We start from the raw sequence: 15,095 nt of genomic DNA, 5'->3' as shown, positions 1-15,095 counted from the left end.
TGGGCTGATCGGCGAACTTCTCCCGTGGTACCGGCCGCCGCCCACTCTCCCGCGGCGGACGGCCCTTACCGCCTGGTGGTCAGGACAAGGCGACTGCCAGGGCTGCCAGGCTGCGCTGCCAGAGTTCGGTCAGACGATGGGCTTCCGATTCCGTGAACAGGGTTTCGCTCCAGCGCCAATTGGTGGTGAGCTGCGGGCCCTCCGGGGCCGAGCCGATGCCCGCGATGACATCCAGTGCGTAGCGCAGGGGTAGGTCGGGTTCCGGGTCCAGGGGCAGTGCCTCGTTGAGCGGGCCGGTGAGCAGGGACCAGGATCGGGTGTCGTGGCCGCTGAGGTCGACTCGGCCGAGGTAGTTGAACTCGATCTGGGGGTGCCGCGCGGTGGCCAGCTCCGGGACGCGGGTGGTGTAGCGGAGCAGGCCGTAGTCCAGGCCCTGGTTGGGGATGGCGGACAGGTGCGCGGTCACCGACTCCAGGAGGGCACGGGCCACGGCCGGATCCTGTTCCGCCCGTCCGGCATCTACGGTCTCGCCCGCGCCGAGGCGGATCGGGAACACGGTGGTGAACCAGCCGAGGGTGTTGCTGGTGTCGGTGCCGAGCAGGTCGTCGGCGCGGCCGTGGCCCTCCAGGGCGAGGAGGGCGCCGTGGGCGGGATCCTGGGCGCGTTCGCGCCGCCAGCTCGCCAGGGTGATGGTGAGGGCGGTGAGGAGCAGTTCGCGCACACCCTCGTCGCGGGTGAGCGCGGCGAGCAGGCGGGCGGTGACCTCGACCGGGGTCAGCGCGGTGGCGACGCGCAGAGAGGACCAGGTGTCGGTGTGCGGATACGGCATGCGGCGGCCGATGGCGGGATCGGGTGCAGCGAGCTGGTTGCGCCAATAGTCGTGCTGCGCGCAGACTTCCGCGGACCCAGCCCGCTCCGCCATGCGGCGCGAGAATTCGCGGTACGAGGTGGATTCGGGCAGGGCGGCACCCTCGTTCAGGGCGGCGATGAGCAGGTGCCAGGAGACCACGTCCACCGCCAGGTGGTGGATGGTGAGCAGCAGGACATTGCCGCGCTCGATGCCGGAGAACCAGACGGCCCGCACCATATCGCCGGTACGCGGGTCGATCTGGTCCATCACCGTCCGGGCCGCGGCGTGGACGGCGGCGGCGTCGGCGGGATCGGCTGTGTGCGTGAGGATGTCGGCCGCGCGGACGGTGCCCGGCGCGGCGGTGACCAGCCGCGGGCCGTCGTCGGTGTCGACGAGGCGTGCGCGCAGAGTGTCGTAGCCGTCGAGGACGGCCTGCAGCGATGCCTCGACGGTGTCGCGGTCGATGCCCTCGGGCAGCCGGAGCAGCGCGGTCTGGGTGAAACGGCGGTAATTGCCGTACTCGTTCATCCACGAGACGACCGGAAGCGGCTGCACCGCACCGTGATCCGCAACCCGCTCGGGGTTGGTCGAGTCCGCGGCGTCGAGGGCGGCGGCGAGTTCGCGCAGGGTCGGGGTGGCCAGGACCATGCGCGGGGTGAGGGTGAGGCCGCGGCGGCGGGCCTTGTTGACCAGGGAGATGGCGACGATGCTGTCCACGCCGAGGGCGAAGAAGTCGTCGTCGACGCCGGGAGTGTGGCCGTCGAAGAGTTCGGCGAGGACCTCGGCGAGTTCCTGCTCGGTGGCGGTGCCGGGCGCGGCGCCCGATCCGGTATCGGCGAGGGCCGCTTCGGCGAGCCGCGTCAGCTCGGGGCCGTCGAGTTTGCCGTTGGCGTTCACCGGCAGCCGCGGCAGGACGAGCACGCGGGCCGGAATCATGTAGGCGGGCAGGCGTTCCGCGAGCGCGGCGCGGGCGCGCGCGGGGTCGACGGGCTCGCCCCGCTTCCCCACGGCGAAACCGACCAGGCTCGCCCCGCCCGCGCGGCGTACCACCGTGACGGCGGCGGTGTCCACGCCGGGCAGTCGCCGCAGGGCGGTCTCGATCTCGCCGATCTCGATGCGGTAGCCGCGCACCTTCACCTGCGCGTCGGCGCGGCCCAGGTAGCCGAAGCCGCCGTGGGGCAGGCGGCGAACCAGATCACCGGTGCGGTACATGCGGCGGCCGGGCCGGAAGGGGTCGGCGACGAAACGGTCGGATGTGGTTGCGGCACGGCCGATATAACCTCGGGCCAGCTGCGGCCCGGACAGGTACAGCTCGCCTACGACGCCGCCGGGTACCGGGCGCAGCCTGGAATCCAGGACATAGCCGGACATTCCGGCGTTCGGCGTGCCTATGGTCGGGGTGTCGAAGTCCGCGACCGGGGCCACCACGGCCTCGACGGTGGCCTCGGTGGGTCCGTAGCAGTTGTAGACCGCGGTGCCGGACCGGCCTTCGGACGGGGCCAGCGCGCGCAGCCGTGCCCACAGCGCGGCGTCGATGGCCTCACCGCCCAACGCCAGCACGGGCAGCTCGCGGTCCACCAGTCCGGCGGCGTTGAGCTGCGCGAACATCGACGGGGTGGTGTCGATCAAGTCGATGTCGTGGGCGATCATGCCCGCGCACAAGCGCTGCGCGTCACGCATTTCGGTGGCGTCGAACAGGTGGATCGTCTGCCCGGCGAGCAGGCCCACCATGGGCTGCCAGGAGGCGTCGAAGCTCAGCGACCAGGCGTGCGCGATGCGCAGTGGCCGGCCCAGGCGGGCCGTGGCGGGCCGATAGACCCGGTCGCGGTGGTCGGCGAAGTACGCCATGAGCGCGGCGTTGGTCCCGGCGACGCCCTTGGGTTCGCCCGTCGAGCCGGAAGTGAAGATGAGGTACGCGAGCTGGTCCGGGTGGCGGACGACGCGCGGGAGTGCGACAGGGACGGCCGAGGGATGTTCGGCGACAAGGGAATCGCCGAGGAGCAGCAGCGGCACCCACTGCTTGCCGACGGCTACGACACCTGCGCCGGACTGCGGAGAACCGGCGGTTTCGAGCAGGTCGCGGGTGGTGTCGTCGGCGACCACCAGCGTCGGCCGCGCCTGCCGGAGAATCGACTCGATGCGTGCGGCGGGCAGCGTGATATCCACCGGTACGTAGGCTCCGCCTGCGGCAAGGGCCGCCAGCACCCCGACAATCGATCGCACCGTGCGCGGAAGCACCAGCGCTACAACAGTTTCCGGCACGACACCCTGTGCGGCGAACTCGGCGCCGAGCCGGACGGCCGCGTCATGCAGGGCGCGGTAGGTGTACCGCGAGCCGGAGCTGTCCTGGAGTGCAACGGCTTCCGGCGCGGCGGCCACCTGTCGCTCGAACAATTCCCAGGCCGAGGCGGCGCCGGCGACTGCGGTCGTGGAACCTGCTGCCATCGCGGCGGGTGGGAAGGGGCTGATCGGCGCCGCGGACATCTCCTGCTCGGACGCGGTGAGCACGCTGAGCGAATCGGTTGTGGCCGTGCCGGTTTCCGGTAGTTGCCGCAGCAGCGCGAGCAGCCGCTCGCCCAGCTCTGCGGCCGGGAAGTACGGCAATGCGGCGGGCATCACCTCGAGCTGGATCAGCAGCTCGTCGCCGCTCATGTGCGCGACCACCGTGAGCGGGTAGTGCGCGAGGCTTTCCATCTCGATCGGACGGAAGCGGGCGCCGTCGGGGGCGGTGACGGTGCGGATGGCGTCGTCGATGGGGGCGTTCTCGAAGACGAACAGCGTGTCGAAGAGGGTGCCGTGCCCCGCGGCGCGCTGCACCGCCGAGAGGCTCAGGAAGCCGATGTCCCGCATGGCGGCGCACTCGCGCTGCAGGCGGGCGCACTGGTCGGCGATCGAGGTGCCGGAGTCCAGTTGGTGGGCGACGGGCACGGTGTTGACGAACAACCCGACCATGCCCTCCACGCCCGGAAGCTGGTCGGGCCGACCGGAGATGGTGGTGCCGTACACGATGTCGCGGCGATCGGTGAGCCGCCCGAGCAGCACCGTCCAGGCGAACTGCACGGCGGTGTTGAGGGTCAGCCCGTGCGCACCGGCCCAGGTACGGACCCGGTCGGTGTCGGCAGCGGACAACAGCAGGCGGGTCTTCTCCGGCACGGTGTTCGAGCCGACCGGCGCGCCGTCCGCCAGCATGAGCGGACCGCTCACCCCCGCGAGGTAGTCGACCCAGCGCCGGGTGACGGCGGCGGTGTCCTGGGCGCCCAGCCACGCGATGTAGTCGCGGTAGGGACGCGGTTTCGGCAGTGCCGCAACGGATCCGCCGGACCGGTAGACGGCGAGCAGTTCGGTGAAGAACACCGCCACCGCCCAGCCGTCCATCAGGATGTGGTGGGCGGTGAGGATCATGCGCCGGCTGCCGGTGTCCGGCACGGTGAGCAGCAGGATGCGCAAGGCCGGGCCGCGGCTCAGGTCGAACGGCGCGTGTCGTTCGGCCGCGGCGATGGTGTCGAATTCCGCCGGCCGCGCCTGCTTTTCGGTCCAGGGCAGTAGGGCCTGGGCGGGCACGATCTGCACCGGCCGCGGCACGTTCTCGTCCCAGAAGGCCGCGCGCAGGTTGGGATGCCGGTCCAGCATGGCCTGGGCGCTGCGCCGCAGCAGCTCGGTGTCCAGCGGTCCGTCGATGTCCACCACGAACTGCATGGTGTACAGGTCGAGGCCGTCGCCGCTGAGGCGCGACAGCGAGAACAGCCCCTCCTGCAGCGGGCTCAGTGCCAGCACGTCCTCGATCTGCGGTGGCGCGGTGCGGTTTCCGGTGGTGGTCATCGGGCCTGCCAGGACGAGGTGAGGGCGGCGAGGGCGGCGGCGTCGAGGCCGGAGGCGCTCATGGGGGCGGATTCCTCCGGTGGGTTCGACTCCGCTTGCGCGGCAGCGGGTTCGGCGGCGTCGACCGCGGCGGCGAGTTCGGCGATAGTGAGGTGCTCGAATACCAGCTGCGGGCTGAGCGGCAGGCCGAGCGCGGTGGCGCGGGCCGACCACTGGATGGAGATGACGCTGTCGCCGCCGAGGGCGAAGAAGTTGTCGTCGGCCTCGACCCCGCTGATGTCCAGCAGCTCTTCGAGTAGTTCGATGAGCGCGCGTTCGGTGCGGGCGTGGTCGCCGATGGCGGCGGCGCGGGTCGCCGCGGCGGGCGCTGGCGGGGCGAGCAGCCGCTCCAGCCGGTCGACGGGCAGCACCTCGAGCTCGACGACGGTGCGGTCGGGCGCGGTGGCGTACGCCTCCAGGGTGGTGGCCAGCGCGGTCGCGATGTGCTGCACGGTCTCCGGGTCGTACAGGTCGGCATTGGCGACCACCCGCACGGCCAGGCCGCCGTCGCCGGTGACGTTCACGGAGACATTGAGGTCCAGGAAGGAGACGTCGAAGTCGACCGGCAGCACGGTGGCGGTGGTGGTGCCCGCCACGGCCAGGGTGGTCGGCGCCCAGTCCGCGCCGCGGAAGTGCAGCATGCTCTGGAACAGCGGGTTCCGGGAGCGTGAGCGTGGCGGGTTGAGCGCCTCCACCAGGCGTTCGATCGGAAGTTCCTGGTGCGCTTGCGCATCCAGGGCCATATCGCGGCCGCGCAGCACGGTGTCGCGCAGGGTCGGGGTGCCGGACAGATCGTTGCGTAGCACCGCCATATTGGCGAACAGGCCGATCAGCGGTGCGATCGCGTCGTCGACGCGGCAGGCCACCGGCGTGCCCAGGGTGATGTCCGTGCCGCCGCCCAGCTTGTGCAGCAGGGTCGCGACGGCCGCCTCGTACACCATGAATTCCGTTGCGCCGCAGGCTTCGGCGAGCGCGGCCAGTCCGGAGCGCAGGGCGGCGGGCGCCGCGAAGGTGGCGACCTCGCCGCGCTTGCCGAGAACCGCGGGCCGCGGCCGGTCGGGAGCGACATCGATCTGGTCCGGCACTCCGGCGAGGGCGGCGCGCCAGAAGTCCAGCTGCGCCCGGCCGTAGTCGCCGGGCAGGCCATCCGCGCCGGCGGCGAACGCATCGTGCTGCCACAGCACGTAATCCGGGTACTGCACGGCAAGCGGGGTCCACTGTGGCGACCGCCCCTCGACCCGCGCACGGTAGGCGGCGACCAGGTCCGCGAGCAGGATGCCCAGCGACGCGTGGTCGGCCACGATGTGGTGCACCAGCAGCGACAGCACGTGCGTGCCCGGGTCGAGGACCAGCAGGCGCGCCCGCAGCAGCGGCTCGGCTTCGACCGTGAAAGGGTAGCGGCCGATCTCGGCGAGCTCGGCCGCCAACCGGTCGGCAGCGATGCCGGTGATCTCGAGCTCGACCTCCTCGGCGGCTCGCACCACCTGGTACGGAACGCCGTCCTGCTCATCGAAACCGGTGCGCAACGCCTCGTGCCGCGCCACCACATCGGCGAGCGCCGCCCGCAGCGCGGCGATATCGATGCCGCCGTCGAACCGGACGGCGAAGGGCAGATTGCCGACCGCGCTCGGGCCCTCCATGCGGTACTGGAACCACATGGCCAGCTGCGAGTAGGACAGCGGCAGTCGGTCCGGACGCGGGCGCGCGGTGACGGCCGGACGCCCGGAAGCCGATGCGGTGACGGCGGTCTCGGCCGTCTCCACGTCGTCGTCCATGGCATCCAGGTCGATGCCGAACTCGTCGCGGAACCGCGCGACCAGACCGGCGGCCAGCCCGGCCGGGGTCGGGGTGTCGAACACGATCCGCACATCCAGCTCCACACCGAATTCGGCGCGGATCTGCGCGACCAGGCGCGCGGCCAGCAGTGAATGCCCGCCCAGCTCGAAGAACGAATCGTCCGCGCCCACCGTCGGAATCCCGAACAGCTGGGTGTAGATCGCGCACAGTCGGCGTTCGGTGGCGGTGGCGGGCGCGCGGTGCACCCGCTCGATCGCGGGCGTCGGCGCGGGGAGCGCCCGCCTGTCCAGCTTGCCGTTGACGGTCAGCGGAATCTCGTCGATGACGGCGAAAGCGCTGGGCACCAGGTACTCCGGGAGCGCGGCGGCGACGTGGGCGCGCACCTGGTCGACCTCGACCGTCGCACCGGCCGCCGGCACCAGGTAGGCGGCGAGCTGTGCGCCCACGGCCGGATCCTCGGCCACGATCACCACGCAGTGCCCGACGCTCGGGTGTACGGTCAGCGCCGATTCCACCTCGCCGAGTTCGATGCGGAAGCCGCGCACCTTGACCTGCTCGTCGGCGCGACCGACGAAGTCCAGTTCCCCGAACTCGTTGCGGCGGGCCAGGTCTCCGGTGCGGTAGAGCCGCGCGCCGGTGGTGAACGGGTCGGCGACGAAGCGGCTCGCGGTGAGCGCGGCCCGGCCGAGGTAACCGCGCGCCAATTGCGCACCGCCCAGGTAGATCTCGCCGACCACCCCGGCGGGCACCAGCTGCAGGGCCTCGTCGAGCACGTAGGCGTGCACGTTCTGATTGGGTACGCCGATGGGCACGATCCCGGTGCCCTGCGGTCCCGCCACCGGCTGATGGGTGGCGCACACCACGGCCTCGGTCGGCCCGTAGTGATTGCGCAGTTCGGCGTCGAAGACGGTGGCGAACCGGTCGGCCACCTCGCCCGGCAGCGCCTCCCCGCCCACCGGGACATGGCGCAGCGCACGCCATTCGCTCACCTCCGGCAGCAGCAGGAAGGTGCCGAGCATGGACGGCACCATGTGCAGCACGGTCACGCCGCGGCGGGTGATCAGATCGGCGACATAACGGATGTCGCGGAAGGCATCGGGTTTCGGCACGATCAGCCGCGCGCCCAGCGCCAGGGTGACGAAGATGTCCAGCAGGGAGGCGTCGAAGCTCACCGAGGACGATTGCAGCAGCCGGTCGTCGGCGGTCATGCCCCATTCGGCGGTGAAGCTCACCACGTGCTCGGCGATGGCGGCGTGCGAGACCGGGACGCCCTTGGGCTCGCCGGTCGAACCCGAGGTGTAGATGACGTAGGCCAGGTTCGCCGGGAGCAGCGGGCGGACGCGGTCGGCGTCGGCGGGATCGGTGTCCGGCAGGCCGGCGGCGGCCTCCTCGGCGGCGTCGAGTTCGACGCGGCCCAGCACCAGCCGCGGGCCCGCGTCGGCGATCAGGTAGTTGATGCGGTCGTCCGGGTAGGCCGGGTCGATGGGCAGGTAGGCCGCGCCCGCCTTGAGCACGCCGTAGACGGCCACGATGAACTCGACCGAGTTGCCCATGCGCAGGGCGACGATGTCCTCGCTGCCGATGCCCTCGCGAATCAGCCAGTGCGCCAGGCGGTTCGCGCGGCGGTTCAGGTCGGCGTAGGTGAGTTCGATGTCGTCGGACACCAGGGCCAGGGCGCCGGGGCCGGCGGCGGTACTGGCCTCGAACAGCTCGACCATGGTGGCCGGGTCGGCCGGCACGTCCGCGCCGCGCGACTGTTCCAGGATGGCGAGGCGGTCGTCCCCGCCCAGCATGTCGAGGTCGGCGAGCCGGCCGCCAGGGGTGCTCAGCGCCCGATCCAGCAGCCGCACATAGTGTTCCAGCATGCGCTGCACCAGCGGCCGCGGCAGCACGTCCACCTGGTACTCGGCCTCGAGCACCGCGCCGTGTGCGCTCTCGGTCACGACCGCGACGGCCAGCGGGACCTGCGCGGTGGGGGCGCCCAGTTCGTCCAGCTGGGTCGAGGTGACGCCGTCGAGCGCGAAACCGTCGGCGCCCCTGCGGACGCTGAAACCCAGGCGCACCAGCTGATCCATGCCGTCCCGTCCAGCGACACGCTCCGGGTTCACCTCGCACACCACGCGGTCGATGCCGACGGCCCGATGGGCGAAGGCGTCCAGGCAGGCGCGCCTGGTGGCCGCGACCAGGCCGGTGAAAGTCTCGGCGCGGTCGAAGGTTTCGCGCAGCAGCAGGGTGTTGCCGAAGTAGCCGATCAACTGTTCGGCGGCCGCCGATCGGCGATTGGTGACCGGAATGGCGACCAGGAAATCGTCGGCGGCGGTGTAGCGCTGGATCAGGGCGGCGTAGCCGGCGAGCAGCACCATGAACGGGCTGGCCGCATGCTCGCGGGCGAAGACGTCCACCCGGTTCAGGAGATCGGCGGGCAGCGCGATGGAGCAGCGGTCGGCGCGCTTCGACGGCGCGACCACGGCCGAGCCGGGGAGTTCGAGGGGTTCCGGCAAGGGGCGCAGGGTGTTCCGCCAGTAGGCGATGTCCGCCTCGTCCTCGGCCGGGGCGTCCAGGACCTCGAGATCGACGAACTGCGCGGCCGGGGCGGCGGTCCGGGCTCCGTTGTAGGCGGCATTGAGGTCGGCGAAGAATACGCCCCAGGCGTCATCGTCCCAGCAGCTGTGGTGCGCGGCCAGCAGCAGCACCCACTCCGCTGTTCCGGTACGCACCAGCGTGATTCGCAGGGGAAGCTCGGTGGCGAGGTCGAAGGGGCGGCCGAATTCCCGGCGGGCCAGCACCTCCACCCGCACCGGGCGGGCGGACTCGGCCAGGTCGGTCAGATCGTGCGATTGCCACGGCAGCGTGATGTCGCCGGCGAACACCTGGAACGGCTCGCCGTCCGCGTCCACACCGAAGGTAGTGCGCAGTACGTCGTGCCGGGCGAACACCGCCGCCACCGCGGCCCGCAGACGCCGCTCGTCGAGCGCGCCGGTGAGCCGGTACGCCACACAGATATTCAGTGTGGTGTCCTCGGGGTCGCGCGTCTGCAGGAACCACATGCGGCGCTGCCCGGCCGACAGCGGACGCCGCTCGCCGGCCCGGGTGCGGCGCACCGGTGCGGCGGTGGCGGCGGCCAGGCCCTGCTCGGTGAGCCTGCGCCGCAGCAGTTCCCGGCGGCGGTCGGCGACGGAGGATCCGGCCACGGACACGGTGGCATCGGTGTCTGACATGAAATCTGGCCCCTAGCCCTGGTTGGTGTTCGCTGCCATCAGCAGCACGACATCGTCCAGCGATGCGCCGCCCAGGATCGCCGCGACCGGCAGCTCCCGGTCGAGCGACGCCTGGACCCGCTTGCGGAAGTCCAAGGCCTGCAAAGAATCCAGGCCCAGTGCGACCAGCGGCGTGGAGCGGTCGATGGTGTCGCCGGAGTCGATGCCCATGACCCGCTCGAGTTCGGCGAGCACCTGGTCCGCCAGCGGGCGGTCCGGTGCGAATGCCGCCGGCTGGCGAGCGACGGCACGCCGTGCCGGATGCTGATCTGCGGCAGCCTGATTCGCGCTCCCATCAACAGCCGCCGCGTCCGCGATGTGGGATGGCAGCGGCGTGATCGTCTCCGGCTCAGGCACCTCCGACAGCACCGCAGCCTGGCCGAAGGCTCCCATGACATCGCGCAGAAACGGCCAGTCGGCGGAGATCACCATCGCGTCGGTCGGCTGCCCGGTGAATCCCGCGGCGATGGCGTCGGCCGGATTCATGGGGTACACCCCGGCGCCCTCGACCCGCGCCATACCGGCCGCATCGAGCGGTCCCGCGACACTCCACAGGCCCCACTCCAGTGCGGAGCAATCGATCCCGCGCTCGCGCAGGCGGCGGGCGAGAATATCCAGCATCCGGTTGGTGACGGCATACAGAATCTGCCCGCGCCCACCGAGTGTCGCGGCCGTGGACGAGCACAGCAGCACCCGGCCATTCGGACGCAACCGCACCGCGTCGAGCACCGCCTCCAGGCCCAGCACCTTCGACGCCGCAGCGGTGGCGACCATCTCGGCGGTGATCTCCTCGATCCCGGCGTCCACATAGTTGACCGCCGCATGGACGAGCAGGCTCACCGGCTCCCCCAGCCCTGCCGCTAGGCGCGCAACAGCGTCGGCATCGCCGACATCACAGGCCGTGACCACGATCTCGGTATCACCGAGCGCCCGCAGTCGCGCCACTTCCGCGGCAGCCGAACCAGATTCGCCGGACCGGCTCACCAGCGTGATCCGCCCCGCGCCCTGCCGCGCGAAGTGTCCGGCGAACGACAGCCCGAGCTTGCCGGTACCACCCACGATCAGCACATGATCGAGCTCAGCGGCCTCCCCCGGCACCGACTCGTCCGCGACCAACCGCTTGACGAACACCTTCCCCCCACGCAGCGCCACCTCCGGCTCACCCGCCGTATGCAGCGCCGCGACAACCCGATTCGCTTCCCCCGCCCCGGCATCGGCCGCAAGATCCAGATGCCGGAGCAACACCCCGGGCTTCTCCACCCCGACACACCGGAACCCGGACGCCACGGCACCGTGGAACAACTGCGGCACCGCATCCTCCGGCACCACCACCTCACCCCCGACCGTCACCAGCCAGACCTCACCACCCGGCCGTAGGCCGGACAGACCGGGCAACCACGCTCGCCCGGCGAAGAATTCGCTCAGCTCAGCTATGGCATCGGCGCTCCCGCCCGGTGGCAGTGCGGGCCACAGGATCACGGCGCTGTCGAAGGACTCCGCCGACAGCACCGTGGTGGCTTGGGCGGCGAGAATCTCGCTGAGCGTGCCGTCCGTGACATCCGGCCCGCCGTTCTCGGCGACTACAGCGGCCATTTCGGCCAGGTCGAGGACCGCGCCCACATCGAATCGACCGGAAACCCTGTCGACCAACGACTTTGGTGTGGAGATCGTGAGCGCGGTGGCGCCGTATCGGTCTGCGGCGGCGAGCAGGGCGGACACCTGTCCCGCGCAACGGCCGGTCGGATCGACGAAGGCCAGGCGGCGGGGCGGGGTCAGGGAGCGACGATCCCAGGGGATCCACTTCTCCAACAGGCGTAGGGGTTTGGGGACGGCCGGGGTCGGTGGGTGCACGGCTTCGGGGGCGTAGCCCGGGTTGGCCCACAGGCGTCTGGGGTTCATGACCATGTGGGGGAAGTCGCGCAGTGGGAGGGCCGAGGGCGCGTCGGTGCGCAGGGCGGTCCAGTCGTAGGCGAGGTCCTGGACGGCGATAGTGGCCAGGTTGCGGGTGAATTCGCGCAGGGAGGTGGCGGTCCGTAGTGAGGTGCCGAGGACCTTGAAATCACGGGGGCCGCGGGACGGGTCGCCCGGGACCAGGGAGAGGTTTTCCTGGAGGGCCAATTGCAGGACCGGGTGTTCGGCGACCTCGATGAGGGTGTCGATGCCGTCGGTGGCGGCGGCGACCACGGCGCGGTCGAAGCGGACCCGGTTGCGCAGGTTCCAGTACCAGTACTGTTCCTGGATCATGCCTGCGGTGATTCGTGCACCGAGAGTCGCACCGTAGCAAGGGATCTCGGTATCGGTGAAGGTCGGATCGCTCAGCTCGCCGCCGAGGAAGCCTTCGAATTCGGCGCGCAGTTCCGCCACGATCGAGGTGTGCGCAGGGTAGGCGACGCCGATCTCGCGGGCGAAGTGGCCGCGTTCGGTGGCGGCGGCGACCATGTCGGCGATGGTGTCGCGGTCGCCGGAGATGGCCATGATGTGCGGAGCGTTCACCACCGACAGCTCGGCCCAGCCCGAGTGGCGGGCCAGCAGCGCCTCACAGTCCTCGCGGTTCATGGCCAGCACGGCCATGGCGTAGCCACGCGGCGAGAGGCGCTCCACCAGGCGCGCGCGGTGGGTCACCACCAGCACCGCGTCGCGCACCGACATGACCCGCGAGACCGCGCCCGCGGCCAGCTCTCCCTGGCTGTGGCCGATGGTGGCGGCCGGGCGCACACCCTTGGCCTGCCACATGGCGGCCAGACCGGCCATGTGGAACATCAAGGCGGGCTGCACCTCCCACACCGTGTCCTGGTACGCACCCGCGGTGCCGAGCAGATAGTGCAGCGGCTGATCGTGGCCGAAGCGCTCGGCGTGCAGGGCCGCGCACTCGTCGACGGTGGCCCGGTAGTCCGCGGACAGGTTGTAGTACAGCGCGCCCATACCGGGACGCTGACTACCCTGACCGGGGAACACGAAGCCGATCCGGCGCGCGGTGGCGGGACCGTCACCCAGCACCACCGCGGGATGCGAGGTCCCGTCGGCGACGGCGCGCAGGGCATCGAGCAGGTCCGCACGCCCGGTGACCATGGCCAGCGCCCGGTACCGGCGCGCCGCACGGGTGCGGAACAGCATGTCCGCCAACCGATCCGGGGCGACCGCGGGACGCTGCTCCAGGTAGGCCAGGATGCACGCGGCCTCGGCGCGCACGCCGTCCGCGGTGTCGGACGAGAGCAGGACCGGGATGCTGCCATCGGGCAGCCAGTGGCTACACATCGCTTTCCTCCAGCTCGGGCAGGCCCACGAGGGCGTGGGCATTCGTGCCCGCGACACCGAACGAGGACACGGCCGCGTATCGCATGCCGTCCGCGGCCGGCCAGGGTTCGAGTTCGGTGGCGAGCCGCAGGGTGGTTTCGGCCCAATCGATTTCGGCGGTCGGCCGCTCGGCGTGCAGGGTGGGCGGGATCTGCCCGTGCACTCCCGCCAGCAGCACCTTGATCAGGCCCAGCAGCCCGGATGCGGCCTGCGCGTGACCGGCATTGGACTTCACCGAGCCCAACCGCGGCCCGGAAGTGCCCGGGAGACCGTAAGTGGCTGCGAGCGCGGCCAATTCGAGCGGGTCACCCACCGGAGTGCCGGTGCCGTGGCCCTCGACGAGCCCGACCTGTCCGGCGGAAATCCCGGACACGGCCAGGGTGTCGCGGATGAGCCGCTCCTGCGCCGCCGCACTCGGCACGGCGATCGGCGCGCCCTTGCCATTGTGGTTCACCCGCGAACCCAGCAGCCGCCCGTACACCCGATGACCGAGCGCACGCGCACGCGACTCCCGTTCCAGCACAATGACTCCCGCGCCCTCACCCCAGAGCGTGCCGGTGGCGTCGGCGGAATAGGACCGGCAGTGGCCGTCGGCGGCCAGCGCATTGTTCTTGGAGAACTCGTAGAACGCGCCCGGCGAACCCATAACGCACACCCCGCCCGCCAACGCCCACTCGCACTCCCCCGCTCGAATGGCGGCGGCCGCCTGATGCACGGCGGTGAGCGCGGACGCGCACGCGGTGTCGACGGTGACCGACGGCCCGATCAGGCCCAGCCCGTGCGAGATCCGCCCGGCCACCGCGCCCAGCGCGGCGCCGGTGGCCCGGTACCCGCTGTACTCGTTGACCGAGGCTGCCCGCGGCCCGTACTCCATGACCGAGGCGCCCATCCAGCAACCGGCCGAATCACCATCCACCGCACCGGGATTGATCCCGGCCTGCTCGAGTGCCCGCCAGGCCACCCGCAGGCCGACCCGCTGCTGCGGATCCATGGCCACGGCCTCGCGCGGGGTGATGCCGAAGAACAGTGCATCGAAGTCGGTGGCGCCGGTGAGGAACCCGCCGGCGTCCGGCACCGCGCCCCAGCCCTCGTGCCGGTCCAGGGTCAGCAATTCCGCCAGCGGCCATTCCCGATCACGGGGAAAGGGGCCGAGTAATTCCCGTCCGGACGCCAGGGCCGCCCAGAATTCCGGCAGCGTGTCGATGCCACCGGGCGCCTCGATACCCATGCCGACGATCACAATGGGATCGCCGAAATCCAGCACGCTCATGCGAGGACGCTCTTCTCCGCGGCCAGCAGTTCGGCAATGCCGTCGACATGGTCGTTGAGATAGAAATGCCCGCCCGAGAAGAGGGTGACCCGAATTCCACCGTGGCCGTGGCTCTCCCATGCGTACAGATCACGCGGTGCGACGAATTCGTCCTCGTCGCCGCCCAGCACCAGAATCGGCGCGGCCACAGCAGTGTCGGCCGCGCACGAATACGCGTCGAAGGCGCGGTAGTCGGCCTTCATGACCGGCAGCGCCAGGCGCAGCACGTCGCGGCTGCCCAGCACCTCCGCACCGGTGCCATTGAGCGCCGACATGTGGTCGAGCAGGGCCTCGTCCTCGGTGGGATGCCCCGGCAGCGCGGCGATCCGGGCGGGTGCGGCGGCCGAGGACGCGATCAGCAGTCGCACGTTCAGCCCCGCGGCCTCGGCCAGGCGGGCGAATTCGAACGCGATCACCGCGCCCATGCTGTGCCCGAAAATCGTGAGAGGAACACCGGTTTCATGCGCGGATTCCCGGAATTCGGCGAAGGCCCCGGCCGCGATTTCGGACAGCGTTTCCAGGGCCGCCTCGCGCGCCCGGTCCTGGCGGCCCGGGTACTGGAACACCACGACATCGAATTCGGCAGCCAGCGCCCTGGCGAAAACCCGATAGGCGGAGGCGCCCGCACCGGCGTGCGGGAAGATCAGCAGCGGTGGCGCGGATTCCGCGCTCGGAGCCTGAAATTGCCTGATCCAGCCGAGTTCCCGTGGCATTTCCCGCATCTCTCCTA

At 71.2% G+C, this 15,095-nt stretch carries 5 protein-coding genes; all 5 read right to left on the bottom strand.

The window, feature by feature from the left end; translation table 11 throughout:
- Positions 1–79 precede the first annotated feature (79 nt).
- Genes ABZ909_RS07975 through ABZ909_RS07955 form a run of 5 tightly spaced genes read right to left on the bottom strand, consistent with a single transcriptional unit; the run spans position 80 to position 15,078 of the window.
- Positions 80–4,669, bottom strand: a complete 4,590-nt coding sequence (locus ABZ909_RS07975) for an amino acid adenylation domain-containing protein (protein ID WP_356996972.1) — start codon at positions 4,667–4,669, stop codon at positions 80–82.
- Entirely contained in the window at positions 4,666–9,723 is a 5,058-nt protein-coding gene (locus ABZ909_RS07970; protein WP_356996971.1) for an amino acid adenylation domain-containing protein, read from the bottom strand. The genes ABZ909_RS07975 and ABZ909_RS07970 overlap by 4 nt, the downstream gene beginning before the upstream one ends.
- 12 nt (positions 9,724–9,735) lie before the next feature.
- The gene (locus tag ABZ909_RS07965; protein WP_356996970.1) at positions 9,736–13,017 is read right to left on the bottom strand and encodes an SDR family NAD(P)-dependent oxidoreductase; all 3,282 of its coding nucleotides are present in this window, start codon (positions 13,015–13,017) and stop codon (positions 9,736–9,738) included.
- Entirely contained in the window at positions 13,010–14,326 is a 1,317-nt protein-coding gene (locus ABZ909_RS07960) for a polyketide synthase (protein WP_356996969.1), read from the bottom strand. Before ABZ909_RS07960 ends, ABZ909_RS07965 begins: the two co-directional genes overlap by 8 nt.
- A complete protein-coding gene (locus tag ABZ909_RS07955; RefSeq protein ID WP_356996968.1) occupies positions 14,323–15,078 on the bottom strand; it encodes an alpha/beta fold hydrolase in 756 nt (251 codons plus the stop codon). Before ABZ909_RS07955 ends, ABZ909_RS07960 begins: the two co-directional genes overlap by 4 nt.
- Positions 15,079–15,095: the final 17 nt, after the last annotated feature.

Origin of the sequence: Nocardia sp. NPDC046763, from assembly GCF_040645495.1 — a bacterium.
GTDB lineage: Bacteria > Actinomycetota > Actinomycetes > Mycobacteriales > Mycobacteriaceae > Nocardia.
This window is presented reverse-complemented; position numbering and strand designations above follow the sequence as displayed.